The following is a 25700-nucleotide window of genomic DNA, read 5'->3' as shown; positions in this document are numbered from 1 at the left end:
CTCGTGCACGAAGCCGGCGCGGTGCGGCAGGGGTCTGCGCACCGTGGCGCCGCTGCGGACGACAGTGTTCACCGGACCGCCCGGCAGGGGTACATCCATCACATCGACCTCGGCTTGGCCGCGTTCGCCGTCGCAGCTTGCCATCGCGCGGGCGCCAGCAGGTCGCGTGGGGTGACCCAAAGAATCATGGGGGTAAAGTTGGGTCGATCTTCATTTCAAGATTTTTAGGATCTTGCTGAGATGGCCCCTGAGCTGGGCAAACATGCTCCCGCGAGAGGACTCGAACCTCTAACCTGCCGGTTAACAGCCGGCTGCTCTGCCAATTGAGCTACGCGGGACCGTTCTGTGCTGTCAGGCCCGGATCCGGCCCCACCCAGCGCTCGGGTGCTGCGCAGAACCTAGAGGTCTGCTCAGGCCTCAGTGGCCGGCAGCCCGGATCGGTCTGACGTCGTCAGCCTACCTGAGGTTCAGCGGAGGTTGCCGGTGGGGTAGTAAACAAACCAGTGAGACGCCGGAGCGCCAGCGGTGGAGGCCGCGCCCGCCCGGTCCTGCCCCCGGGAGGAAGCATGCGCATCAGGCCCAGTGTGGTCATTGCCCTCGGCATCGGATACGTCCTCGGTGCCCGCGCGGGTCGCGAGCACTATGACGCGATCATGCGCCAGGCGCGGGAGGTACGCGAGCGCCCCGAGGTCCAGACCGTCGCCGGCGTGGTGTCAGCGCAGGCCGGGACGCTGGTCCAGCGTGTGCGCACGATGCTGGGAGGCTCGTCCGACGTCGACGGTGAGGGCGTGTCGATCTCGTCACCGCACGGTGCGCACTCGTCCAACGGGGTGGGAGTACGGGCGTACTGATCACCATGGCAGGTCGCGTTCCCGCCCGGCTGGGCTATGCCGGCGCACGCTGACGGGGGGCGGCGCCGCTCCGCCGGGAGCCGGGCGGGTGGCGCGCGCCCGTCCGCCCGCCCCTCCGCCCGTCCGGGCGGCGCTCCAGGCGGCCAGCAGGGCTCAGGCTCGGCAGGCCCCCCGGCGGCGCCGGGACACCTGCTCGCGATTGTTGACCTGCTCGGTCGGCGGCACACGCTGGGGATCTTCTGGTGTCTTCGCGGCGGGTCGTCGTCCTTCCGTGCCCTGGCCGCGAAGGTCGGCGCCCCGCAGTCGCAGCTCTCGCAGCGGGTGCGTGAGCTCCGCGAAGCCGGCCTGGTGGAGGTTGACGAGGTCGGCGAGTACCGGCTGACGAGCCACGGCCGTCGGCTTCTGGGCGTGGTGGAGCCGTTGGCCGCGTGGGCCGAGAGCTGGGCCGCACTGAGCCCTCGTCAGCGTATGCCGCGCGGCTCGACCAGCCAGGCGGCGGACGAGCCGGACTGACCCGGGCTGACCCGGACTGACCCGGGCCTGACTCGGGCTGTAGATCGATCCGTGTTTTCCGCCCGCCATCGCATGTACCTGTTCGCGCAACGTGGATGATTGTTCACCATGAGCGTCAGCAGGGGGCGCAGAGCATCGCGGGCGATCTGGCCTGTGGCCGGCGGTGCGGCTGTGGCGTCCGGGGCGGTGGCCTGGGCGGGAGGCCAGGGAGCCGCGGCGGCGGTGCTGGTCGCGGTCGGGGTCCTGACTGCGGTCGCGGCCTTTCTCGCGGACAGGACGGCCACCCGGTCGTCTGACCTCGATGTGGAGAAGGTCGCCGACCGGCTCGCCGACCTGGTCCGCGACCAGTGGGACACCGAGGCGACCCGTCGCGGGGTCGGCCGGCCGCCACTCGAGGTGTTCTGGGAGGCCGCCGACTCCGACCTGGTCCGCACCTGGCCCGAGCTGCTCGCGCAGGCCGCGGGCGGACGAGGCGGGCCTGCCTGCGCCGCCCCGGGTAGCGGGCCGGGTGACCTCGCGGGCCATGGCGCGTTGCTGACGGCCTACGAGCGCAGCCCCTGCGGGCGGCTGGTGGTGCTCGGCGAACCCGGGGCCGGGAAGACGGTCCTGTTGATGCGGTTCGTCCTGGACCTCCTCGCCCGCCGTGGAGCCGGTGAGCCGGTGCCGCTGCTGGTTCCGATGGCTTCGTGGAAGCCCGACGACCAGAGCCTCCACGCCTGGCTGGAAGCCCAGATCCTGCGCACGTATCCCCGTCTGTCCGCCGTCGACACAGCCACCGGTCGCAGGCGTGCCGGCGCGCTCCTTGACGCCGGGCTGATCCTGCCGGTTCTCGACGGCCTGGACGAGATCCGGGTGGGTGGCAGAGACCAGGCTCTGGCCGCTGTCAACGACGGCCTGCGCAGCAACACCGGGCTTGTCCTGAGCTGCCGCGCCGAGGAGTTCAGGGCGGCCGTGCATCCCGGTCCCGACCGGCACCCGATCCACCTTGACGGCGCCGCCGCCGTCCGTCTCAGGCCCCTCACGCCGGTCGCGGTCGGGGCCTACCTGCTGGCCGGGGCCGGCCGTGACGGTCCCACCAGGTGGGCGCCGGCCCTCGCCGCCCTGGCAGACCCGACATCGGCGCTCGCCCGAGCGCTCGCCACGCCGCTGACCGCCAGTCTCGCCAGCGCCGTCTACAACCCGCGCCCGCGCGAATCCACCAGCGGCCTTCCCGACCCCGCCGACCTCATCGCCCTGCCCACCCCGGAAGCCGTCGAACAGCATCTGTTCGCCGGGTTCGTCGCCGGCGCCTACCGGCCGTACCACGACCATCCCACTCGCTGGAACGCCGAGCAGGCCGTCCGCTACCTGGCCTTCCTGGCCCGGCACCTGGAGCACCGGCTGCAGACCACCGGACTCGCCTGGTGGGAGATGCCCGCAGCCGTCCCCCGCTCCTGCCTGCTTACTGCGCTCGGGCTCATGAACGGGCTGGTGATCGGGCTGGTGACCGGGCTCGCCGCCGGGGTCGTGGTCGGGCCTGTCGCCGGACTCGTGGTCGGGCTTGCGACCGGGCCCGTCGCCGGACTCGCGGCCGGGCTCTCGTGCCGGTCGGGAAACTCCCGGCCAGGCCAGCTCACCCTGCGGCGTCCTCGGCGGGAGGACCTTGTGCTCGCGCTGTTGCTCGGGCTCCTGAGCGGGGTGATGAACGGAATCCTGCTCGGGCTCGTGAAAGGTCCCGTCGTCGGGCTTCTGGGAGGGTCTGCGATCGGGCTCGTGGGAGGGCTGGGTTTCGTGCTCGCGATCAGGCCCGTCTTTGACACCGACGCAGATGTTCACGCTGTCTCTGGTCCCCGCGGGCTGCTGGCCGACGATCGGAACAGCGGGCTCGTCGGCGGACTGCTGCTCGGGTCGACAGTCGGGTTGGCGTGCGGGATCATGACCACGCTGTGCTTCGGCTTCGGGTCCGGGAGCGCACTCGCGCTCGCGGGAGGCTTCGCGGCCGGGCTCGGTGTCTGTCTCGCGGGCGGCGCGGGAGAGTCGTGGGGGTGGGCCTGGTCGCAGCTGGTCGTCACCCGGCTGTGGCTGGCCGCACGCCGTCAGCAGCCGCTGTGTCTCGTCGCCTTCCTCACGGAGGCCCACGACCGCGGCGTACTGCGCCAGGCCGGCGCGGTGTGGGAGTTCCGCCACGTGAGCCTGCAACGCCACCTTGCCGACGACCAGCCCTGAGGCCCGGCAGAGCCGCTGAGCCGCCCTGAGCCGGCAGTGGCGGCAGTGGCGGCAGTGGCGGCAGTTGGCCCGGCGGCAGCCCGCCGGGTCAGTAGGTGCAGTTCGGGGCGGTGGGCGGTGTCTCGGGCGGGGCGGAGCCCGGCCCGGCACCCGCGGTCTCGGGGCCGCCGGGGGCGGGGTCGCCACCGGTCGTGGCGGGGGCCGCCTCCGTGGGGGCGCTGACGGCGACGTCGGCGAGGCCGTCGAAGGACGTCCCGAGAATGAGCTGGAGCCCGTCGATGCCGGGGTCGCTTTCGAGCCGGGCGCCGGGCACGAGGGCCTGCAGGCTCGCCGCCGCGGCCTCCAGGCCGGTGCCGTAGCGGACCCGGGAGGTCACGTAGTTGCTGGTGGAGGCGTTGCCCGCGTTGGTGGCGCGGAAGCCCTTGGCGCTGAGCTCACCGACCGCGTCGGCGGCCAGCCCGGAGATTCCGCTGCCGTTGAAGACCTGCACCGCGACCTCGGTGGCATCCGCGCCTCCGCCGGCCCGGGCGGGCTCACCGGTGGAGCCACCGAGCGGGGCGATGATGCGTTCCAGGTCGGCGGGATTGTAGAGCTGCACGGACACCCGCTGGCCGCCGATCAGGATCTCGCCGCGGTCGTTGCCGCCTTCGGAGCGGTCCGGTGAGTGGGTCGGCAGGGCCTGCATGCTGACGCCGCCGGAGGCGATGCCCTGCAGCCGGGTCGCGAGCTTGCGCAGGTCGAGGATGTCGGTGTTGTCGTCGAGGGTGAGCGCGGACGTCGCCGTGCTCAGCAGGCTTTTGAGCTGCGTCGGGTTGGTCAGCACACCGCCGCCGACGACCTTGTGGAAGACCGCGCCCATGAACTGCTGCTGGCGGTGGATGCGGTCGATGTCGCCGGCGGGCAGGCCGTGGCGCTGCCGGACGAAGGCGAGGGCCTGTTCGCCGTTGACGTGTACCTGGCCGGGGCCGCCGACGAAGCCGCTCATCGGGTCGTTGGTGTTGCGGCTGTTCCGCCCGTTTTCGGCGACGTACTCCTTGAAGTCCGACGGAAGGACACAGACGTCCACGCCACCGATGGCGTCGGTGATCTCTTTGAAGCCCGCGAGGTCCATCGACACGTAGTGGTCGATACGCATGTTGGTGAGCGACTCGATGGTCCGGACCAGCAGGGACGGGCCACCGTCGGAGATCGCCGAGTTGAACTTCGCCTTGTGCGCCTTGTGCTCGCGCCCGTCGGCGTCGGTGTAGGACGGGATCGTGACGTAGGTGTCGCGCGGGATGGACACCATGGTCACCGTCTCGTCCTCGCTGAAGTGGGCGAGGATCGTGGTGTCCGAACGTTGCCCTTCGAGGCCCGCACGGCTGTCGGTGCCGACGAGCAGGAAGTTCGTGGCGCCTTCGGTCTCGTCCGGGCGGTCGTCGCCGAGGTCGAGGGTGGCCCGGTCGATCCCCCCGTCGGTGTACCTGTAGACCGCCCAGCCACCCGCGGTGACGACGAAGACCAGAACCGACAGGAATGACAGAGCGACTCTGTAGAGCTGGGATGAGGCGCTGCGTTGCGGCCGGCCTCCGGCACGGAGATCGAACGGGAGCGTTCTGGAACGCCGCTCCGGATCTCGTGGCCCCCCCGGTCGCCCGCTCAATCCAGAGCCTCCTCCCGGCGCATCGCACCGAAAAATGCGCTTGGGGCGGAAAGCATAGGCTATGGGTGTCCGAACGAGACCACCCGGTGGTCCGCGTGGCCCCGGTCCTTGGTCCCCCCAGGTGTTCCTCCTGGCCGGTTGCCCGAAGTCAACCCCGGCTGACCCGCTGACCTGGGTCCTGTTCCTGGTCATGGTCATGGTTCTGGGGTTGTGCCCGGACCGGACCGACCCGGAACGTTCACCGTGGCGTCGGCCAGCTGTCGACAGGCGGCTCGCCCTGGTGGTCAGGCTTGCTCCCGCTGGGGGCAACGACGCTGATGCCGTGCCGGGGCCACCGCGACCGCGCGTCATCGCGACCGCGCCTCACTGTGACCATCCACCCGCCACCGCCAGCGCACCGCCGTCACCGCGATCGCCGCCGGAGTCCCTCCAGGCGCGGACGCGTGTCGGGTCCGGCCGCGGGCACGCGGGCGCGGTGGCGCTGGTGGGGCGGGCGGAGTGCCGGTCCGCGGTGCTGGTGCGGCTCCGAGAAGGGGACTCTCCATGACCGCACCTGATCACCAGACCGACTCGTGCACCGACCCGGGAGGAGCCGGCGGGCCGGCCTCGGTCGGGCGGCGCACGCTGCTTCGGGGCGGCGCCGTTCTCGCGGCCGCGGGGACGGTCGGCCTGGGCAGCGGGATCGGCGCGGCGGCCGCGGCCGGGAGCGCCCCGGCGTCTGCCCGGCCCGGGCAGGTGCTGGGTGGGCGGCCGACGTTCACCTCGGGGGTGCAGGCCGGTGACGTCACCACCCGCGGTGGTGTGATCTGGGCCCGCTCGGACCGGCCGGCGCTGATGACCGTCGAGGTGTCGGGCACCGAGTCGTTCCGCTCGGCGCGGACGGTCGGTGTCGCGCGGCTCACCGACGCCTCCGACCGCACGGGTGTCGTCGCCGTGAACGGGCTGCCGGCGGGGAGTGAGGTCTTCTATCGGGTGCGTCTGAGCGCGGCGGACGATCCGCGCCGCGGCGGCGAGACGCTGGTCGGCCGGTTCCGGACGGCCCCGTCGCGGGCCCGTGACGTGTCTCTGGTGTGGTCCGGTGACGTCTGCGGCCAGGGCTGGGGCATCAACCCGGACATCGGCGGCATGAAGATCTTCGAGACGATGCGCCGCCTGTCGCCGGACTTCGCGATCTGCTCGGGTGACTTCGTGTACTCCGACGGCCCGCTGACCGAGACGGTCACCCTGCCGGACGGCACGGTGTGGCGCAACCTCGTCATCGACGAGAAGCGCAAGGTCGCTGAGACGCTGGCCGAGTTCCGCGGGAACTTCCGCTACAACCTGATGGACACGAACCTGCGCGCGTTCAACCGCGAGGTGCCCTGGGTCTTCCAGTGGGACGACCACGAGACCACGAACAACTGGTACCCGGGCGAGGTCCTCACCTCCGACACCCGCTACACCGAGAAGCGTGTCGACGTGCTCTCCGCCCGCGCCCGGCAGGCGCTGTTCGAGTACACCCCGACGCTGCCGGGCCGCCCCGACCCGGCCGGCCGGCTCTACCGGAAGATCTCCTACGGTCCACTGCTGGACGTCTTCGTCCTGGACATGCGCTCCTACAAGAACGACAACACGGTGGGCCAGAACGACCCGGCCGGCGCCGCGATCCTCGGCACCCGCCAGCGGGACTGGCTGATCGACGGGCTGCGCAACAGCCGGGCCACCTGGAAGGTGATCGCGAACGACCTGCCGATCGGCATCGTCGTCCCGGACGGGACCGCGATCGAGGGCGTCGCGCAGGGGGCGCCGGGCGCACCGCTGGGCCGCGAGGTGGAGATCGCGCAGGTGCTGTCGGCGATCCGGCGGCACCGGGTCCGCAACACCGTCTGGGTGACGGCGGACGTCCACTACACGGCGGCGCTGAGCTATCACCCGGACCGGGCCGCGATCCGCGACTTCGACCCGTTCTGGGAGTTCGTCGCCGGGCCGCTGAACGCCGGCACCTTCGGCCCGAACGCACTCGACCCGACCTTCGGGCCCGAGCAGGTCTACGCCCGGACGCCTCCGGCCGGCCAGTCGAACCTGCCGCCGTCGGCCGGGCTGCAGTTCTTCGGCCGGCTGGCGATCGACGGCGGGTCGCGGGCGCTCACGGTGGAGCTGCGTGACGCGACCGGCGGGATCCTCTGGTCGAAGGCACTGCCCGCCCGCTGACCACCGCGGTCCGGGTGCTGACCGGCGCTCAGGCGCCGGTCAGCCCCGGCTTCACGGGGTGCCGGCTGACCGGCGGCCGCCGGTCAGCCGGCGCCGACCAGGGTGGCATCCGGGCCGGGCCGGCCGTTCCCCGGCTGTTCGGGCAGCCGGTGGGCTGCCGGGGCTTCCTGGTCCCGCTGCTCGAACTGGGTGCGGTAGAGCTCGGCGTACCGCCCGCCGGCGGCCAGCAGTTCGGTGTGGCTGCCCCGCTCGACGATCCGGCCGCCCTCGATCACGAGGATCACGTCGGCGGACCGCACGGTGGAGAGCCGGTGCGCGATCACCACCGAGGTGCGGCCGGCCAGCGCCGCACCGAGCGCCTCCTGCACCACGGCCTCGGAGGTCGAGTCCAGATGGGCGGTGGCCTCGTCGAGGATCACCACCCGCGGCCGGGCGAGCAACAGGCGGGCGATCGTCAGACGCTGGCGCTCCCCGCCGGAGAGGCGGTAGCCGCGCTCCCCGACCACCGTGTCCAGACCGTCCGGCAGCTGCTCGACCAGGTCCGCCAGCCGCGCGCCGCGCAGGGCCGCCCACAGCTCGTCGTCGGCGGCGTCGGGCCGGGCGAGCGCGAGGTTCGCCCGTACGGTGTCGTGGAAGAGATGGTCGTCCTGGGTGACCATGCCGACGGTGCCGCGCAGCGAGTCGGCGGTGAGGTCGCGCACGTCGACGCCGGCCAGCCGCACCGCGCCCGCTCCGACGTCGTACAGCCGTGGGATGAGCTGCGCGATCGTCGACTTCCCGGCGCCGGACGAGCCGACGAGCGCGACCATCTGGCCGGGCTCGGCGCGCAGCGACACCTCGTGGAGCACCTCGTCGCCGCCGCGCTCGTCGAGGACCGCGACCTCCTCCAGCGAGGCCAGGGAGACGGCGTCGGCCGCCGGGTAGGCGAAGGTGACCCGGTCGAACTCCACCGAGACGGGGCCGTCGGGCACCGGCCGGGCGCCCGGCCGCTCGACGATGAGTGGTTTCAGGTCGAGGATCTCGAAGACCCGCTCGAAGCTGACGAGGGCGCTCATGACCTCGACCCGGGCGTTGGCGAGCGCGGTGAGTGGTGCGTAGAGCCGGGTGAGCAGCAGGGCGAGGGCGACGACCGCGCCCGGCTCCAGGTCGCCGTGCAGCGCGCGGTAGCCGCCGAGCCCGTAGACGAGCGCCAGCGCCAGGGACGAGACGAGCGTCAGCGCCGTCACGAAGATCCACTGCAGCATGGCGGTGCGCACGCCGATGTCACGCACCCGGCGCGCCCGGCGGGCGAACTGGGCGGACTCCTCAGCTGGCCGGCCGAACAGCTTGACCAGCGTGGCGCCCGGGGCCGAGAAGCGCTCCGTCATCCGCGAGCCCATCGCAGCGTTGTGGTTGGCAGCCTCCAGTTCGAGCTGCGCGAGCCGGGAGCCCATCCGCCGCGCGGGCAGGACGAAGACCGGCAGCAGGAGCAGCGCGAGCAGTGTGATCTGCCACGACAGGCTGACCATCACCACGACGGTGAGCAGGAGCGACACCAGGTTGCCGACGACCCCGGACAGGGTGTCGCTGAAGGCCCGCTGCGCCCCGATGACGTCGTTGTTCAGCCGGCTCACCAGCGCCCCGGTGCGCGTGCGGGTGAAGAAGGCGACCGGCATGCGCTGGACGTGGTCGAAGACCGAGCGGCGCAGATCGAGGATGAGGCCCTCGCCGATGGAGGCGGACAGCCACCGGTTCAGGATGCCCAGCGCGCCCTCGACCACCGCGATCGCGGCGATGAGGACGGCGAGGACCACGACGGTGCGCGGCCGGTCTCCGTCGACGATCGCCGTCACCACCCGGCCGGCGAGGACCGGCGTGGCGACCGCCAGGACGGCGCCCGCGACGCTGGTGCCGAGGAACAGGAACAGCCAGCGGCGGTGCGGCCGGGCGAACCCGGCGATCCGGCGGACGGTGGCGCGTGAGAAAGGGCGCCGTTCCTGCCTGGAGTGCATCACCGAGTACAACGAGTTCCAGGCCGCGAACTCCATGCTCATGGCGCCACCACCGTGCTCATCGCTCCACCACCTTGTCCGGGCTGAGGTCCTCGCCGTCGCACGCATGGAAGCACGCCCCTGCGACAGTTCCGGGGCGCCCGTGTGGTCGCGGCGCCCGTGTGGTCGCGGCGCCCGTGTGGTCGCGGCCACCGCTGCGCCGCGGTGGCCGTTCCCTCCGGTCTGCGTGGCCGGGCACGGCACGACCGTAGGACCTGAACCTCACTTGAGGTCAAACATCGGGTCCGCGCCGGCGCGGGCGGACGAGGGAGAGCACCGGGGCCGACCACACAAAACGGGCGTAATGCGGATGTAATGCGACCTTCGAACTCGCCGGAAACGACCGTCGACCACAGCCGCGGGCACGGAAGAGAAGGCCTGCGGAGGTCGGAGCAACCAAATGCGGCGAGATTCGGCGGAGGCTGGACACCGGCGGGGGAAACGACACCACGACGACCGGAGATCCAACAGCGGGCACAGGCCCGGATACAGGTGGGGAACGAGGAGGGGAGAACGGGGCAGGGGAGCCCGGCAGCGGATCCATGCGCCGTGACGCGGCCCGCGGGCGGAGGTGTGCCCGGTCGCCGTTGACCGGACGGACTTCCCTCACGCCGAGAAGCCTGCCCCGGTCAGGCGATGCGCACTGCCCGCCGGGACGTCGTCGACGCGACCCGCAGGGTCGCTACCGGATGATCCGCCATCCAGGCCACATCCGCCTCGGTGACCCGCATCCGGCGGGCCAGCTCGTCGGTGGTGGAACCGCCGTCGAGCGCCTGTCTGATCGCGGCCGCCCTGATACCGCGAAACGCGGAACGCTGCCGGCTCGCCGTCCACATCAGGTCGTCGGCGAGTGCCGCCCGTTCGACCGGGTCGGCCACTTGCAATACATCGTCACAGGTCACGGTGATAGATGGTTGCGCGCGCGGGAAGTCTTGGCAACACCTCGGGCAACAGTGATTCCCACGCAACAGCGCACGCGGCGAAGCATGTTCGCTCCATCTACAGTCAGTACACAAATGCAACCCAGGGTGCGCGGATTCTCTGCCCCGGTGTGCGCCCGGGTACCGCTCAGTTGTCGGTGGAGACCCCGAACCACGACACGACCTGCCCGCCGAACTTCAGGTCACCGTCAATTTTGATCTTGCGGGTGAGGTAGGCCTTGGCGGGGTTGGCCTGCCCGGTGACGATCCGGACCAGGCGGACGCGGTCCGTCCGGATGGTGACGGTGTGCCCGCCTGCCGGGGCCAGCTCACCAGGCGGATCGATACCCAGGCCGCACTCCGCGTCCTGCACGGTCAGCACATAAGTACGGGTCGACCCGCCCGGGCCGCCGCCGAGAACGAACTGGACCAGAGCCTGCGCCCCGCCGTCGAGGCCCTTGGCCTTCGCGGGCTCATAACTGTCCCGCATCCGGGCGAACAGCGCGTCGAGGACGGCGTCCCCGCCGGGGCCGCGCAGCAACTCCTCTGTCTGGGGCTCCGACAGCGAGCCCAGCTGGTCGACCAGCGTGGCCGGGTCGGCGTTCAGATCAACGGACAGGTCGGACATGGGTGCTCCCTGGTGCCGCGCCGATGCGGGTCGCCGGCGGATGCCGGTACGTCCCATAATGTCGCGCCCCTCGGACCGCCCGCCCGAGACCCCGGGCAACCTCGGAGAACCTCGGATCACACCGACCGGATCATTGCTGCGCTCCGTGACGGAGGGCTCCCGGTGCCCGCCGCCCGGTCGGGCTACCGGCACGCAGACCCGCAGGCTGCGTCATAATTTCTCCTGTTCGGAACGATATGCACGATATGACCCGATCCTCGGGCGTCGTCACGGAGCGGAAGGGAGCGGGATGTCCGGGTCGGATCTCGTTCACCCGTCTCGTACCCCCGGTCGGCCCCGCCCGGCCCGCCCGGTCTGCCCGGCCTGCCCGGCCCGCCCCACGGCGCGGCCTCGCAGCATGCCGAGCGAATCCCCGCGAACCGGCATGTGGTTACCTCTTACCAGCGCCGGCCGGGGTACAGGAGCGAGGGTGCCGTGAAAGTGGTGGCAGTCGTCAATTACAAGGGTGGGGTAGGAAAGACGACACTCACCGCGAACATCGGCGCGGACATCGCCCGCCTGGGAAAACGCGTCCTGATGATCGATCTGGATCCACAGGCGAGCCTGACCTTCTCGTTCTACCGGCCGGACGAGTGGCGCGCGAATCTCGCCGACGACCGGACCGTCAAGGAGTGGTTCGAGGCCTGGCGCGGAGAGTCCTATGTGCCGCACCTGTCGCCGTTCATCACCTCTCCCCCGGTGGTCAACTCCTCCATTTCGTACAACGGCGGCGCGCTCGGGCTGGTCGCGTCGCACCTCTCGCTCGGGGACCTGGAGATGAACCTGGCGGCGCGCCTGGGCGGAGCCCAGGTCCAACGGTCGACCAGGTACTACTTCGACGTCTACCAGCGGATCGCCGCCGGCCTCGCGACGCTGCACCCGCAGGACTACGACCTGGTTCTCATCGACTGCCCGCCCAACTTCGGCGTCATCACCCGCACTGCGATCGCGGCCTGCGACCATCTGCTGATCCCGGCCCGGCCGGACGAGTTGTCGACACTGGGCATCGAGCATCTGCTCAGCCGCCTGCACCGCTTCACCTGGGAGTACAACCGGATCGCCGGGCTGCAGTCGGACCGGCACCCCGAGATCAAACGACTCGACCCACGGATCCTGGGCATCGTGTTCACCATGGTCCAGTACTACGGCGGCCGGCCGATCGCGGCCATGCAGCCACACATAGACCTGGTCCGCAACCTCGACGTACCGGTTTTCGAGGCAATGGTCCGGGAGAGCAACACCTACTTCGCCGGCGCGGCCGGCACCCGCCTTCCGGTGGCCCTTTCCGAGCGCATTCCGCGATCCCTCGCGCTGGAGCTGCGCGCGCTCGTGGACGAGTTCCTCCGCCGGATCGGGGCGGCGAACCGTGGGTACTGACGCCTCCGCGCACGCCGTCCACGCCGGCGGGGAGTCGGACGGGGCGCCGCCGGCCCAGGCCCCGACCGAGGACGTGGCCGAGGACGTGGCCAGCGCGGCGGCCGTCGCGTCCCTCCTGCTGGGTGCCCTCGCCGAGCTGCTCACCGGACTCGACGCCCAGCAGGTCTCCGACCTCCTGGCGGGCCGGGCCCGCCTCGCGGTGGTACCCGTGACGCCCGTCGAACCAGCAGCACCCGCCCAGCCGGGACATGCCTCGGCGCCGGTGGACCCGGTCCGCCCAGCGCCGGCCTCCCCCACCCACACAGCCCGAACCCAGCCGCCGGCGGCCTCCACCGGCGGGCATGCCACCGGGGCGCGCCGCCGCTCGCGGGCGGCGCCGGACCGGAGCCGGAGCCGGAGCAGACCCGAACTGCCGGCCGGGCCTGCGCTGGAGGAACTGCGCCGTTCGCTGCGCGCGGCGCCGAGCCGCGAGGCCGCCGAGCAGATCCTCGACGGTCTGGGTCCGTTCACCGTGGTGGCCCTGCGTGAGCTGGCAGCCGGGCTGGGCGTCACCGGCGTCGGAAGCCGCGACCCCAGGCCCGCCGTCCGTCGCAAGATCGTGGACGGGACGGTCGGCCAGCGGCTGCGGACAGAGGCGATCTTCGGCGGAGGATTCTGACCGCGGCTACCAGCCGGGCATCGTGATCCTGATCGCGGTCCGGCTCTCCTCCGGTCGCCGGCGCACCGCACGCATCACCCGGGACGCGGCGGCGACCAGCGGCGCGGCGACCCGGTACCGGCGGTTCACCATGGCCCGGGCGGCACCGGTACGTTCCGGCAGCACCTCCGCCATCACCTCGACGGGGCTTTCCGATGACCGTCCCCTGGCGTCGCAGGGGGCGACTGTCGCGCGCGGCGAGTCCCGCAGCCGGCGGACCTTCCCGCTCCTCTCGTCAGTAAGTACCAGAAGTTCCGCTTCGTTCACCACGAACCACACCGGCGTCGAGACGGGGCGTCCGTCCTTGCGGAAGGTGGTCAGGGAGAGGTATTTCGACGTTTCGGTCCACGTGGGCAGTGTCACGACTGACGGCATGGGCGGAACCGTAGTGGTGGCCGGCCTCCGCGTCCCGGCCACTGACCGGTAGGCCCGGAAGGTCCCGCGCCGCTTCGGCCACTTGACAGCGATCGTTCCTTTGGCACAATCGGGCACCTCGAGAACATCTCCGCGCTGAGCTCATCCGCACCGCGGCCGGCCGGAACCGGATTTGCGGGAGTTCGGTCGAGGTGTCACGCACCCCCGCGGTGCTACCGGGGTCCCCCGCGCCCGGTCCGCATGATGCCCGGCGGCGACCGGGTCACGCCCCGACAATCCTCAATATCCGTAAATATTTCGGCTCTCGGCCTGCGGAAGGACCCCCGCATTGTCCGGCCGGTCCCGATCGCGGTCACCGGGGCGTTCAGCGAGCCCCGAGCGGCCGCACAATGTCCGACGCATCGGGCGTGTTCGCCGGTGCCTCGGACAACGACATCGCGGCGGCGCCGGCACGGCGCCGAGGAAAGGCACACGGATGGAACAGCAGAGCCGGAAGGAACGATCAGACAAAGGGTGCATCCGGATCAACGCACGGGACTTCCGGTGTCTGAGCTGGCTGTTGGAGATGGGCTCCGCCTACGAGGACGACCTGGCTGTCGTGCTCGACCCGGCCATGCGGACATCCCGTGACGCGGCTCGGGCCGTCGTGCGGCGCTGGCGGCAGGCCGATCTCGTCCAGGCTGACGGCCTGTTCGCCAACCGGGGCCGCATCGTGCGGCTCACGGAGGACGGCACACGCCTGGTCGGCGAGGTCGACCACGCCGCCGTGGCGCCGGTGACCGCCGCGGTGCACGCGGCTGAGACGGCCCGCACCCGCCTGCTGCTGGAACACCAGCCGCAGGCCGCTGGTTCAGCGGTGGTCGGCTGGATCAGCGCTCACCGGTGGCGCGCGGAGAACCGGGCCGCGGTCAGCGCCGGTGCGTGCGTCCCGGACGGCGTCGCGCAGCTGGCGGACGGCTCATGCGCCGCCGTGCGGGTCGAACGGGTCTATCAGGGGGCCGCGTCGATGACCACTGCGGCCACCGATCTGCTGCGGCGGTTCCCGCGGGCGATCTACGCCGTTCCGGGGATGAGTGGTGGTTTGGCGGACCTCGTCGAGGAGGCGCTGGCGCGGGCCGTCGGGCAGATCCGGGCAGACGGGTCGGAGCCGGGTACCCCGGCGTTCGTCCGCATCCCCGACCGCCTTGTCCCCGGCCTGCCAGCCCTGGTGGCCTGCCGGGCCGGTCAGGAGAACAGGCGGGCCGGTCTGACACCGGCGTGAACACGAGGCCGACAGTGAACACGAGGCCGACACGAAAAGGCCGCCCGGGGTACGGGGGGATCCCCGGGCAGCTGTTCCATGTTTGCACCCTTGAACCGCCGGACGCAATGGGATGCGCCCGCGGGATCGTCACACATGGTCCGAACCGGCTACCGGGACCGGGCGGGCCCGGTAGAGCTCACGCGGCCGCGGTAGCCGCGGCCAGCGGCAGGGCCACCCCCGGAAAGCGATGGATGAGGCTGGTGGAGACCGTCCCCTGCGCGATCCCGCCCCCGCCGATCACGTCCAGCAGCGCCGCGGCGTATCGCGGGTCGAGGCGACCGGCGCGGTGCAGGCCGCGCAGGCGGAGCAGGCCCGGCAGGTGGGCTTCGATCGCAGGCTGGTCCGGCCGGGGCGCGCCGTCCAGCCAGGCGTCGAACCGCGCCTCGGTCATGACCTCCCAGACGACCGTGTCCGCGATCGCGCCGGTGGCGTCCGTGACCGTGACCAGATGCGGGACGCGCACGAGCCCGGACAGGCCGGTCAGGTCGGGGCGGGTCCCGGCGGTGATGACATGGCCGGGCTGCTCGGCCCGCAGCAGAACAGCGCGCAGATGGGACGCGAACGCGAGCGCGAGGGCGCTACGTCCGGGCAGGCCGCTCTGCGCGTGCATGACGACGGCGTCCACGCCGGGGCCGCGCACCCGGTCCGCGGCGGCACGGGCCAGCCAGCTCGGCTCCACCAGCTCGAAGCCCACCTGCGCCCGGCGGCGTTCGAGGACGGTGTCGACGCCGCCGGCGGACCACGCGCCCACCACCGCGGAGTCGGGAAGCCACCGGCAGATGATCAGACCGTCGGCCCTCGGCAGCGACAGAAGCGGGAGATCACCGGAGGTGAAGATCCGATCAGGGGTCTCGATCGGCGTCGTCATGCGGCTCTCCGGTGCGCGTGCGGGGCGTGGCAGCGCTCGCGTCAGCCCCGGGCGGTCGAGGTCGGTTCGGTGCGGTACGGGCGCCGGGCTCACCTTCCACGAGCGGGGCGGCGCACTCTGGCAGGAATCTGCCAGCATGCCGGAGTGCCGGTTCACACCATCAACCTCCAGACAGGGCCCACCGGCTCCGGAGAGCCGTGCCGGGTACAGGCGGACAAGGCGCCTGGCACTGCGCCGGGCTCCCCAGGCAAAGGTCGGGACCGGACGCCGCTGTCCGGCCACGACCCGAAGCGGGTCGGACTACATCGAGCCCAGCTGGACGTCAGCGGGACCTCGTCGTAGCGCCGAACAGTCGGCTGGCCCGGTGCGATCCGGAAACCCGCTCGTCGGCGTTGGTGCGATGTGCCCGGGCGAAAGCGCCGAGCTGTGACTGCAGGCGGCCCCCACGGGGACCGCGCCATCTGCGGGCGGGGCGGTCAGACCGTTCCCTGTCAGATGAGCAGGTTGTCGAAATCCCCGTCCTTCGCGCCCAGGATCAGCGCCTCAATCTCGGCCCGCGTGTAGACGAGGGCGGGCCCGTCGGGATGCCTGGAGTTCCGGACGGCCACCGCATCACCCGGCAGTCGCGCCATCTCGACGCAGTTGCCCTGTGAGTTGCTCCGCCGACTCTTCTGCCACGTGACCCATTGCAGGGCCGCGGCCGGCATACCACTGTAGATCTTGGACAAGGTTGGTCTCCTGAAGTTTCTTTACGTCCGGAGCCAGGCGTTCGCTGCCGCGGGCTGGACCCCTTCCACCCTGGCCGCTCACGGCTCGTCCGCAGCTACGAAACCACCCGCCGCACTGGGGCTCGGCCGACGAGAGACCTCGTCCTACCTCCCTCCCAGGGGTGGGCTCGTGCGCTTGCACGGACTTCGGCTCACGATACAGCACGCGCGTGTGCACGTGCATCCGACCGGAGGTCATGTGCAAACGACATTCGACCGCCACCCCCGAACGCCATCCGCCGGTCCGCACGCGACCCACCAAAGAACTCCGCATGCACACTATTCACACGTGAAACAAAAACATGGCCACTACCTGCCCGTCGCACCGTGCGTCCGCACAGCATCCGGCCACCACCGGCGAACGGCCTTCACGCGCACCCCGTCACCAGACCCGCTCCCCCGGCGAGCAGGCCTCCCGAACCGATAGCTCATTGGTTGTGCTCGTGGTGACCCTGCCTGTCGACCGGCAGAGGCCCGGGCCGGGCGGTGCGGCGCCGCACCCGGCTCCACACCGCCCGGCTCCACACCGGCCAGCCCCGCGCCGGCCATGGGCAGGACGAGACGGCACGGCCCAGACACGGGCGGCGCCGGAAGCGTTGCCTCGGGGTAGCCCGCGTGGCGGGCCGGCAACCATGATCACCTGATCGTGCCGGTTCACCGGATCGGGCGCCGGGGACGAACGGCTCCCCGGCGGCGCCGCTCCGCGGCCGTCCACGGGGGCCCCGGAAACCGGTTGACGTGCGCTCCGAGCTGCGTTCTCACGGGATTCAGGGGCAGTACGGCGGTGGGCCGCGCCCGCCCGCGAACCCGCCTTCCGGGCGGCGACGAAGGTCCCGTGACCCGGCAACGCGCGCCCGGCGAAGCGGTACGGTCGACACGCTGTCCGATTCCGGCCCGCGTACGCGGCGGCCGACGGGCCGGGCAAACAGTGGCGCCGCTCCTGCGGTGCCACTGCCGAAGGACCTCGACGATGGCAGTGACGCGAATGAACAGCACACCGGGTGAACAACAGGGAACGTCGATGAGGGAGGGTGTGCCGCAGGCGGCCCGGGCATGTTTCCGGTCCGTTGACGAGATCACCGACGCGCGGCCCAGGGCCGCACTGCGGCGGTGGGCAACCACTCGACCATGACGGCCCCTTCTGCCACAGTGACGTCCCGGTAACACTGATCGGGGCGAGGGGGTCCGGGCGGACAAGCACCTGGCTGCGCAGGCCGTTGGCGACGAAACTGTTCGCCGGGCGGCCCCCGGATCGGCGGAAGCGGGAGCCGTGCGGGCTCCACCCCCGGCACCGGCGCCCGCAGCGGAGGCCCTCTCCTGTCGCCGGCCCGTCGCGAGGCGCAATCAGCACTGTGCGCGGGGCGCATTGGCCGGCCGGTATCCGGAGCGGCCTGATCGCAGGCGGATCGCAGCCAATGACAGTCGACAACGAACACACTGCGTCAACCGTGTATACGTATCTGGTTCACCAGGCCGGAGCCGATCCCGTTGAAGGGGGCGGGGAAGGGATGGGGTGAACCTGGACCAAAGATCGAATGACATACTCTCCTATAGACCAATGACGAGGGGGCCGACAGTGATGACCACTCAACCGGGTGGCGGTCCGACAGTCCGTCGGATCCTGCTCGGTTCGCAGCTCCGTCGGCTTCGGGAGGAAAAGGGCATAAGCCGCGAAGATGCCGGTTACCACATCCGGGCCTCCGAATCGAAGATCAGCCGGATGGAGCTCGGCCGGGTGAGCTTCAAGGGGCGGGACGTCGAGGACCTCCTCACCCTCTACGGCGTGACGGACAGCGACGAGCGCGAGCCCCTCCTCTCCCTCGTCCGGGAGGCCAACCGCCCGGGCTGGTGGCACGGCTACGGGGATGTACTGCCGAACTGGTTCCAGCCCTACATCGGGCTCGAGGAGGCGGCGGCGCTCATCCGGACCTATGAGCTTCAGTTCATCCCTGGCCTGCTGCAGACCGAGGACTACGCCCGGTCGGTCATCAACCTCGACAGCGGCGGGACGCCCCCCGACGTCCTCGAGCGGCGCGTGAACGTCCGGATGAACCGGCAGAAGGTCCTGCACCGCGAGACACCACTGCGACTCTGGGTGGTGATCGACGAGGCCGCGCTGTGCCGGCCCATCGGCGGCCCCAAGGTCATGCGGGCGCAGCTCGAGCACCTGATCGCGCTCTGCGCGCTCCCGAACCTGACACTGCAGATCATGCCGTTCGCATTCGGCGGGCACGCCGCCGAGGGCGGCGCCTTCACCATTCTGCGGTTCCCGGAGCAGGATCTGCCGGACGTCGTCTATCTGGAGCAGCTCACCGGCGCGGTCTATATGGACAAACGGGAAGACGTGGACATTTACGCGCAGGCGATGAATCGACTCACGGTTGACAGCCCGCAGCCGGCTTCCACTCCCGACCTCCTGAACCGCATCGTCGCCCAGCTCTGACCGACTCCGCCGGCACAGCCGGTCCCGGTCCCCCGGCCCCGGCCCCGGTCCCGACACCGGCCACCCCGTGGTTGCCGGGTGGCAGCAGCACGCCGGTGGCACGGAAAACTCTTCGCGCTTTCTTTGCAGCAGATCCGCAGGCCATTTCCGCCGGACCGGCCGGCGCCTCCACCCAGGCCCGCCCGCCCGTGCCTGGTCCGGCGACCCGCGGGATCCCGCCGGGTCCGATCGGCCGCCGTGTGTCCCCACCGCCACGTCCCGCAGTGAGCGTCCATCCGAACGGCCCGCTCGATCAGGTGCACCTTACCCCGCTTCTGCAATTGCAAATGCAAATGCAATGCCCTGCAAAACGCGCCCTGCTTGACCGAATTGTCCACATGAAATGGGCATTACGGTGCGGCGCGATGCGGCTCTTGGTATGAATGCATCCCACTCAGCCGCGTGCAGGATGGAGAGCCGTAGAATCATGGTCTCGGCACTCGTCGTGGTCTCCCTCGTTCTGACCGGACTCGTCGCGGGAACGATGACCGTCGGCCTGGTTGCCGTTCGGCCCGCCCTGCACTCTCTGCCCACCACCTCGTACGTGCAGGTGAAGCAGGCCTTCGACGTCAGCTACCCGAAGTTGATGAAGCCCCTGCAGATCGTCAGCCTGGTGGTCACCGCGGCGCTGGCCATCGCCGCGGGCGTCGACGGAGAGACCACCTGCGCCGTCCTCGCCGCGGTCGCCACCGTCGCGGTGCTCACCAACATCATCGTCACGGTGCGCGGGGATCTCCCCATCAACAACGCGATGGCGACCTGGCAGCCGGAAGCCCCGCCCAGCGACTGGCAGTCCCAGCGGGCCCGCTGGGACTTCTTCAACACCATCCGGACGTCCGCCGCCGTCATCGCGCTGGTGCTGCTCGCGCTCGCGGCAACCACGGCCTGACCAGGGCGGTCCCGTGGGTTGCCGGGGCCGGCAGGCGCGAGACTCCGGCGGGCGGCGAGGCTCCGGCGGGCGCCCAGCCGCAGCCAGCGCCCGGCGGAAGCGGCGCGAGGCCGGACAGACCGGACAGGCCGGACGGGAATGTGTGACGGCAGCCGGACGCTGCGAAAAGCAGGTGCCATCGCGCGGCGTCCGGGGCAGAATGCTCCCTCGGAGGCTCCCCCGGGAGTCCAGCCGCACCGTGACGGCACCCGCCGCCACGGCCCGGGCAGGATACGACCGGTCATGCACCTCCGGTTGTCACCCAGCCCGCCGGAGCACCCAGGAACTCGACGACCGCCCGGGAAAACACGCCGTCTGTGATCTCTCCAGCAGAATCGCCGCCACCGCGGCTGTCCGAGCTGCGCGCACGCCTGCCGCAGCTCATGGCACGCGACGCGCACCGCCTGGCCAGGCGCCTCGACCAGGCCAGGGCGATGCGCGACCACGCGGTCCGCACCTCCTCGATCGCCCGGCTCGCGGCGGAGGTCGAGGCCGCCCAGGCGCGTGTCGCGACGCGCCACGCCAGCGTGCCGGCCATCAGGTACCCGGAGGAGCTGCCGGTCAGCCAGCGCCGGGACGAGATCCTGGCCGCCATCCGCGACCACCAGGTCGTGATCATCGCCGGTGAGACCGGCTCGGGCAAGACGACGCAGCTGCCGAAGCTGTGCCTGGAACTGGGCCGGGGCGTGCTCGGCATGATCGGGCACACCCAGCCGCGCCGCATCGCCGCGCGGACAGTCGCCGAACGCATAGCGGAAGAGCTCGGCAGCCCGATCGCGGGTGGCGGCCAGGAGCCGTCCGGTCCGGCCGGCGGGCTGGTCGGCTACCAGATGCGGTTCACCGACCGGGTCGGCCCGACCACGCTCGTCAAGCTGATGACGGACGGCATCCTGCTCAACGAGCTGGCCGCCGACCGGCTGCTGCGCCAGTACGACACGCTCATCATCGACGAGGCGCACGAACGCAGCCTCAACATCGACTTCATCCTGGGCTACCTGCACGGGCTGCTACCCCGCCGCCCGGACCTCAAGGTGATCATCACCTCGGCGACCATCGACCCGCACCGGTTCGCCCGGCACTTCCACGACGCACCGGTGATCGAGGTGTCGGGCCGTACCTACCCGGTCGAGATGCGCTATCGGCCGCTGACCGGGCCCGACTCACCGGGTGGCCCCGCGAACGACGACCGGCGTGCTGACCAGCGTGGTGACCAGCGGCGCGGCGGAGACCGGGGCGGCGGAGACCGGGGCGGCGACCGCGGCAGCGACCGGGGCGGCGGAGACCGGGGCGGCGACCGCGACAGCGAGCGGGACCAGGTCTCGGCGATCTGTACCGCGGTGGACGAACTGTGCGCCGAAGGCCCGGGTGACATCCTGGTGTTCCTCAGCGGCGAGCGGGAGATCCGCGACACCGCCGACGCGCTGGCCCGGCAGGACCGGCCGGCCACCGAGGTGGTCCCGCTGTACGCCCGGCTGTCGTCCGCGGAGCAGCACCGGGTGTTCACCCCGCACACCGGGCGCCGGATCGTGCTGGCGACGAACGTCGCCGAGACCTCGCTGACCGTCCCGGGCATCCGGTACGTGATCGACCCGGGCCTGGCCCGCATCTCCCGGTACAGCCACCGGACGAAGGTCCAGCGGCTCCCGATCGAGCCCGTCTCGCAGGCCTCGGCGAACCAGCGCGCCGGCCGGTGCGGGCGGACGTCCGACGGCATCTGCATCCGGCTGTACGCCCAGGAGGACTTCGACGCCCGGCCCGCGTTCACCGACCCGGAGATCCTGCGGACGAACCTCGCGTCGGTGATCCTGCAGATGGAGGCGCTCGGCCTGGGCGAGATGGCGGACTTCCCGTTCCTCGACCCGCCGGAGTCGCGGCAGATCGCCGACGGTGTGCGGCTGCTGGTCGAGCTGGGAGCCCTGGTCGAGGATGCCGAGCCGGGAAAGCGGCTCACCCCGACCGGTCGCAGCCTCGCCCAGCTGCCGGTCGACCCGCGGCTGGGCCGGATGGTGCTCGCCGCCGGGGAGCTGGGCTGCCTGTCCGAGGTCCTGGTGATCGCTTCGGCGCTCGCCATCCAGGACCCGCGGGAACGGCCGGTGGAGCAGCGCCCGGCGGCCGACCAGGCGCACGCCCGGTTCACCGACCCGACGTCCGACTTTCTGTCGATCCTGAACCTGTGGCGGCATCTGCGCAGCGCGCGGGAGGAACGGTCGTCCAACCAGTTCCGGCGGATGTGCCGCACCGAGTTCCTGAACTACCTGCGGATCCGGGAGTGGCAGGACGTCCACGGCCAGCTCCGCTCGATCGCCCGCGGGCTGGGGCTGGAGCCGAACGAAAGCCCGGCGGACGTCCGGTCGGTGCACCAGGCGCTGCTCACCGGGCTGCTGTCACACATCGGCCGGTACGAGCCGGAGAAGAAGGACTACCTGGGGGCACGGGGCGCCCGGTTCGCGATCTTCCCGGGTTCCGGGCTGGCGCGACGGCGGGCGGCCCGGCCCGAGACGGCGGACGGCACCGGCGCGGCGGAGGCCGGCGCCGGCACGGGCACCGGGGCCGACGGGGAGCAGGGCGGCCGGCGCGGGCCGGGCATCCCGACCTGGGTGGTCGCCGCCGAGCTGGTCGAGACGTCCCGGCTGTGGGCCCGCACGGTGGCGCGCATCGAGCCCGACTGGGTGGAGCCGCTGGCCGAGCACCTGCTGCGGCGCACCTACAGCGAGCCGCACTGGTCCCGCCGGCAGGGCGCCGCACTGGCCTACGAGAAGGTCACGCTGTACGGGGTCCCGCTGGTGACGGCACGGCTGGTGCAGTACGGCCGGATCGACCCGGTGGTGAGCCGGGAGCTGTTCGTCCGGCACGCGCTGGTGGAGGGCGACTGGAACACCCGGCACGCGTTCTTCCGGACGAACCGCGAGCTGCTCGCCGACGTTGAGGAGCTGGAGCACCGGGCCCGGCGGCGCGACATCCTCGTCGACGACCAGACGCTGTACGAGTTCTATGACGAGCGGGTGCCGGCGGACGTCGTCTCCGGCCGCCATTTCGACTCCTGGTGGAAGGCGACGCGGCGGACCGAGCCCGACCTGCTCGACTTCTCCGCCTCGATGCTGGTCAACGACCGCGCCGGCACGGTGCGCCAGCAGGACTACCCGGACGCCTGGGTGGCCGACGGGGTGGAGCTGCCGCTCACCTACCAGTTCACGCCCGGGGACGCCGCCGACGGCGTGACCGTGCGGGTGCCGCTGCCGGCGCTCGGCGGGCTGCGCGCCGAGCCGTTCACCTGGCTGGTGCCCGGGCTGCGCGAGGAACTGATCACCGCCATGATCCGCGGGCTGCCGAAGGTGGTGCGGCGCGGGTTCGTCCCGGCGCCGAACTACGCCCGGGCGGTGCTCGACCGCATCACCCCCGACGAACGGCCGCTGGCGGACGCCGTCGCCGCCGAGCTGCACCGGATGAGCGGCTCCGCGCTGCCGACGGGGGTGTGGTCGCCGGCGCGCCTCGCCGAGGTGCTGCCACCACACCTGCGGATCACCTTCCGCATCGTCGACGATCGTGGCGCGACGCTGGGTGAGGGCAAGGACCTCGCGGAGCTGCGGAACCGGCTGCGACCGAAGACGCGGGCCGTGGTCTCCGCGGCGGCGGCCGGGGTGGAGCGCTCCGGCCTGCTCGGCTGGGATGTCGGAACGCTGCCGGCGGTGATCGAGCGGAGCCGGGGTGGGCATGTCGTGCGGGCCCACCCGGCGCTGGTGGACGAGGGCGGCTCGGTGGCCGTCCGGGTCTTCGACGACCGGGACGAGGCCGACCGGGCCATGTGGGCGGGTACCCGCCGGCTACTGCTGCTCAACGTCCCCTCCCCCGTCCGGGGGATCATCGGGCGGCTGCCGAACGCGGCGAAGCTGGCCTTGAGCAACAACCCGCACCGCGACATCAGCGATCTGCTCGACGACTGTGTCTCCGCCGCCATGGACGTTCTGCTCCGCGGCGCGGGCGGTCCCGTACGGGACGAGGCGGGGTTCCGGGCACTGCTCGACACGGTCCGGGCGGAGCTGCCGGAGACCGCGCTGACGGTGGTCCGCGCCACCGAGCGGGTGCTCGCGCTCGCCCACCAGATCGACCGCGGCCTGCGCACGCTGACCAGCCCGGCCCTGCTGGCCACCGCCGCCGACCTGCGCGGGCAGCTCGGCGAGCTGATCCACCGCGGTTTCGTGACCCGCACCGGGGTCGAGCGGCTGCCCGACCTGGAGCGCTACCTGACCGCGGCGCAGCGGCGGGTCGAGCGGCTTCCCGGCGACGCCGCCCGCGACCGGCAGCTCACCACCCGGGTGGGCCATGTGCTGGCGGCGTTCCGTGAGCTGACCGACGAGCTGGGCCCGGAGGGTTCGACGGCCGAGCCGGTGCAGGCGGTCCGGTGGATGATCGAGGAGCTGCGGGTGAGCCTGTTCGCGCAGGCCCTGCGTACGCCCTACCCGATCTCCGAGGAGCGGATCTACCGGGCGATCGACGGCCTGCGGCGCAGCTGAGACACGTCCGAGGCGCAGCTGGGGCACCCGCCCGGCGGTGAGACGCCCGGCTGGCGCGGCCAGTCCCTGGTGGGGCTACCGGCGTCTCCGGCCAGGCGCATTACGATGACCTCGGCAAGAACCTACGGCGGAATCAACGACGTATGAGTGTCTGCCAGATCTAACTGATTGTGGCCCGCTCGGGCTGCGCTCAGCTGTGTTGACGTCGGTGGGACCCAGGTTCGCGCGGGGCCCGGGTGGGGGGTGCGGTGGCGCCTGGCGGCAGGTATGTGATCATCCTCCTGGCCGCCCTGGGTCTGCCACTCGCGGCACTCGCCGCGGTACAGATGGCACTGGGCCCGTCCGCGGACCCCCACCCGGCCGCACGCTCCGCCGCACACCTGGTCGCCGCGGCGACGGCGCCCCCGGGCGCGGCCACGAGCAGCCAGCAGGCCACAGCCGCCCCGGGGGCGGCCGATGCGACGACCGCGGACCCGCCCGCCGCCTCCGGATCGGTGCCCGGCGCCACGGACGAGAGCACCCTCACCTCCGAGCCCGGCTTCCCACAGGCGAGTACTCCCCCGCCGGGCGGTGGCGCGGCAGGCGGTGGCGCGGCAGGCGGTGGCGCGGCGGATTCCGGCGGGATCGGCGCGGCCGGGCCGGCGGTCAGCCACACCACGGAGATCACGCTGCGGTCAGGTCGAAGCTACGACCTGCACACCACCGTCCGACCGGGCCAGCCACGGCCCCTTGTGGTCCTCCTGCATGCCTATCTTCACGACGCGGCCGTCATGCGCGACATCAGCGGCGCCACCCCGTTCGCCGACGGGCACGGGTTCGCGCTGGCCTACGGCCATGCCGTGGACGGGGCCTGGAACGCCGGCACCTGCTGCGCCGGGACGTCTGGCGTGGACGACGTCGCCTACCTGCGCGACCTGGTGGCGGACGCGAGCCGGCGGACCTCGGTCGACCCCGCCCGGGTCTACGTCTGGGGTTACTCGAACGGCGGGATGATGGCGGCGCGCGCCGTCTGCGAGGCACCGGACGTCTTCGCCGCAGCCGGGGTCGTCGCGGGCCACCTGCTCGTGCCCTGCGACCAGTCCCCCATCCGGATGATGCACATCCACGGAACCGAGGACACGACGGTGCCCTGGCGCGGCGGCTGGTCGGACTACGTCGACGTCTCATTCCCCGACGCGCGCACCGAGTCCTCGCGGGTGACCAGCTCTTCGGTAGTGGTCGGTGTGCCCTGGCAGGGGGGCCACGAATGGCCCTGGTGGGCCGTCGGCCGACTCTGGGAGTTCTCCGCCGGGCAGCGGGCCGGCAGGCACGCGCTCGCCGGCACCCCCTGACCGGCCCCGACCCACCACCCGAACGGACCACCGCGGGACGCGG

18 protein-coding genes and 1 tRNA gene are annotated in these 25700 nt (G+C 71.9%); 11 read left to right on the top strand and 8 right to left on the bottom strand.

The features are described from left to right. Nucleotides 1-265: 265 nt before the first annotated feature. A tRNA-Asn gene (locus B207_RS0112740) sits at nt 266-338 on the bottom strand. Nucleotides 339-566: 228 nt separating this feature from the next. Between B207_RS0112740 and B207_RS0112735 the strand changes: the two genes are divergently transcribed. The 3 genes from B207_RS0112735 to B207_RS0112725 all read left to right on the top strand — a co-directional run bounded on the left by B207_RS0112735 (nt 567) and on the right by B207_RS0112725 (nt 3569). After that, nucleotides 567-851 (top strand): hypothetical protein, encoded by a 285-nt coding sequence (locus tag B207_RS0112735; RefSeq protein ID WP_018636926.1) that lies wholly within the window; start codon nt 567-569, stop codon nt 849-851. A gap of 36 nt (nt 852-887) precedes the next feature. Further along, nucleotides 888-1364 (top strand): winged helix-turn-helix transcriptional regulator, encoded by a 477-nt coding sequence (locus B207_RS0112730; protein ID WP_018636925.1) that lies wholly within the window; start codon nt 888-890, stop codon nt 1362-1364. A gap of 108 nt (nt 1365-1472) precedes the next feature. Continuing rightward, nucleotides 1473-3569: an NACHT domain-containing protein gene (locus B207_RS0112725; RefSeq protein ID WP_195905285.1), complete on the top strand. Its 2097-nt coding sequence runs from the start codon at nt 1473-1475 to the stop codon at nt 3567-3569. Nucleotides 3570-3657: 88 nt separating this feature from the next. Here the strand turns inward: B207_RS0112725 and B207_RS0112720 are convergent, their stop codons facing one another. Next, nucleotides 3658-5211, bottom strand: a complete 1554-nt coding sequence (locus B207_RS0112720) for an LCP family protein (protein ID WP_018636923.1) — start codon at nt 5209-5211, stop codon at nt 3658-3660. A gap of 543 nt (nt 5212-5754) precedes the next feature. Between B207_RS0112720 and B207_RS0112715 the strand changes: the two genes are divergently transcribed. After that, complete coding sequence (locus B207_RS0112715) at nt 5755-7401, top strand: alkaline phosphatase D family protein (protein WP_018636922.1); 1647 nt, start codon at nt 5755-5757, stop codon at nt 7399-7401. Between the two features lie 83 nt (nt 7402-7484). Here B207_RS0112715 and B207_RS0112710 read toward each other — a convergent pair whose 3' ends face one another. The 3 genes from B207_RS0112710 to B207_RS0112700 all read right to left on the bottom strand — a co-directional run bounded on the left by B207_RS0112710 (nt 7485) and on the right by B207_RS0112700 (nt 10979). Further along, nucleotides 7485-9434, bottom strand: a complete 1950-nt coding sequence (locus B207_RS0112710; protein ID WP_018636921.1) for an ABC transporter ATP-binding protein — start codon at nt 9432-9434, stop codon at nt 7485-7487. A 626-nt stretch (nt 9435-10060) separates the two neighbouring features. Further along, a complete protein-coding gene (locus B207_RS0112705) occupies nt 10061-10309 on the bottom strand; it encodes a hypothetical protein (protein WP_018636920.1) in 249 nt (82 codons plus the stop codon). 190 nt (nt 10310-10499) lie between these two features. After that, nucleotides 10500-10979 (bottom strand): SCP2 sterol-binding domain-containing protein, encoded by a 480-nt coding sequence (locus tag B207_RS0112700; protein ID WP_018636919.1) that lies wholly within the window; start codon nt 10977-10979, stop codon nt 10500-10502. A gap of 474 nt (nt 10980-11453) precedes the next feature. Between B207_RS0112700 and B207_RS0112695 the strand changes: the two genes are divergently transcribed. Further along, a complete protein-coding gene (locus tag B207_RS0112695; protein WP_026311002.1) occupies nt 11454-12395 on the top strand; it encodes a ParA family protein in 942 nt (313 codons plus the stop codon). Further along, on the top strand, nt 12385-13053 hold the full coding sequence (locus B207_RS33695; RefSeq protein ID WP_018636917.1) for a hypothetical protein: 669 nt from the start codon (nt 12385-12387) through the stop codon (nt 13051-13053). Before B207_RS0112695 ends, B207_RS33695 begins: the two co-directional genes overlap by 11 nt. Before the next feature lie 6 nt (nt 13054-13059). Here B207_RS33695 and B207_RS33690 read toward each other — a convergent pair whose 3' ends face one another. Beyond that, a complete protein-coding gene (locus B207_RS33690; protein ID WP_018636916.1) occupies nt 13060-13467 on the bottom strand; it encodes a PPOX class F420-dependent oxidoreductase in 408 nt (135 codons plus the stop codon). Between the two features lie 475 nt (nt 13468-13942). Between B207_RS33690 and B207_RS0112680 the strand changes: the two genes are divergently transcribed. Beyond that, on the top strand, nt 13943-14728 hold the full coding sequence (locus B207_RS0112680; protein ID WP_018636915.1) for a hypothetical protein: 786 nt from the start codon (nt 13943-13945) through the stop codon (nt 14726-14728). Nucleotides 14729-14906: 178 nt separating this feature from the next. On the opposite strand, the gene B207_RS0112675 is transcribed toward B207_RS0112680, so the two are convergent. Beyond that, nucleotides 14907-15638: a hypothetical protein gene (locus B207_RS0112675; RefSeq protein ID WP_018636914.1), complete on the bottom strand. Its 732-nt coding sequence runs from the start codon at nt 15636-15638 to the stop codon at nt 14907-14909. 491 nt (nt 15639-16129) lie between these two features. After that, entirely contained in the window at nt 16130-16366 is a 237-nt protein-coding gene (locus B207_RS0112670; protein ID WP_026311001.1) for a DUF397 domain-containing protein, read from the bottom strand. A 1615-nt stretch (nt 16367-17981) separates the two neighbouring features. Here B207_RS0112670 and B207_RS0112665 point away from each other — a divergent pair. From B207_RS0112665 to B207_RS0112650, 4 genes are all read left to right on the top strand, one after another. Next, a complete protein-coding gene (locus B207_RS0112665; RefSeq protein WP_026311000.1) occupies nt 17982-18848 on the top strand; it encodes a helix-turn-helix domain-containing protein in 867 nt (288 codons plus the stop codon). Nucleotides 18849-19314: 466 nt separating this feature from the next. Beyond that, on the top strand, nt 19315-19776 hold the full coding sequence (locus B207_RS0112660) for a DUF1772 domain-containing protein (protein WP_018636911.1): 462 nt from the start codon (nt 19315-19317) through the stop codon (nt 19774-19776). A gap of 422 nt (nt 19777-20198) precedes the next feature. Next, a complete protein-coding gene (gene hrpA, locus B207_RS0112655; RefSeq protein ID WP_051102510.1) occupies nt 20199-24326 on the top strand; it encodes an ATP-dependent RNA helicase HrpA in 4128 nt (1375 codons plus the stop codon). 248 nt (nt 24327-24574) lie between these two features. After that, entirely contained in the window at nt 24575-25657 is a 1083-nt protein-coding gene (locus B207_RS0112650; RefSeq protein ID WP_035740571.1) for an alpha/beta hydrolase family esterase, read from the top strand. Nucleotides 25658-25700 lie beyond the last annotated feature (43 nt).

It is taken from the genome of Parafrankia elaeagni (assembly GCF_000374165.1).
Taxonomy (GTDB): Bacteria; Actinomycetota; Actinomycetes; order Frankiales; family Frankiaceae; genus Parafrankia; species Parafrankia elaeagni.
The sequence above is the reverse complement of the archived record's forward strand: the minus strand, read 5'-3'. Positions and strand labels throughout refer to the sequence as shown.

Excerpts from the sequence above, each read along its gene's own strand:
- B207_RS0112735 (WP_018636926.1), top strand. The coding sequence starts at position 567 with ATGCGCATCAGGCCCAGTGTGGTCATTGCCCTCGGCATCGGATACGTC.
- B207_RS0112730 (WP_018636925.1), top strand. The coding sequence starts at position 888 with ATGCCGGCGCACGCTGACGGGGGGCGGCGCCGCTCCGCCGGGAGCCGG.
- B207_RS0112725 (WP_195905285.1), top strand. The coding sequence starts at position 1,473 with ATGAGCGTCAGCAGGGGGCGCAGAGCATCGCGGGCGATCTGGCCTGTG.
- B207_RS0112715 (WP_018636922.1), top strand. The coding sequence starts at position 5,755 with ATGACCGCACCTGATCACCAGACCGACTCGTGCACCGACCCGGGAGGA.
- B207_RS0112710 (WP_018636921.1), bottom strand. The coding sequence starts at position 9,434 with ATGAGCATGGAGTTCGCGGCCTGGAACTCGTTGTACTCGGTGATGCAC.
- B207_RS0112700 (WP_018636919.1), bottom strand. The coding sequence starts at position 10,979 with ATGTCCGACCTGTCCGTTGATCTGAACGCCGACCCGGCCACGCTGGTC.
- B207_RS33690 (WP_018636916.1), bottom strand. The coding sequence starts at position 13,467 with ATGCCGTCAGTCGTGACACTGCCCACGTGGACCGAAACGTCGAAATAC.
- B207_RS0112680 (WP_018636915.1), top strand. The coding sequence starts at position 13,943 with ATGGAACAGCAGAGCCGGAAGGAACGATCAGACAAAGGGTGCATCCGG.
- B207_RS0112675 (WP_018636914.1), bottom strand. The coding sequence starts at position 15,638 with ATGACGACGCCGATCGAGACCCCTGATCGGATCTTCACCTCCGGTGAT.
- B207_RS0112660 (WP_018636911.1), top strand. The coding sequence starts at position 19,315 with ATGGTCTCGGCACTCGTCGTGGTCTCCCTCGTTCTGACCGGACTCGTC.
- hrpA (WP_051102510.1), top strand. The coding sequence starts at position 20,199 with ATGGCACGCGACGCGCACCGCCTGGCCAGGCGCCTCGACCAGGCCAGG.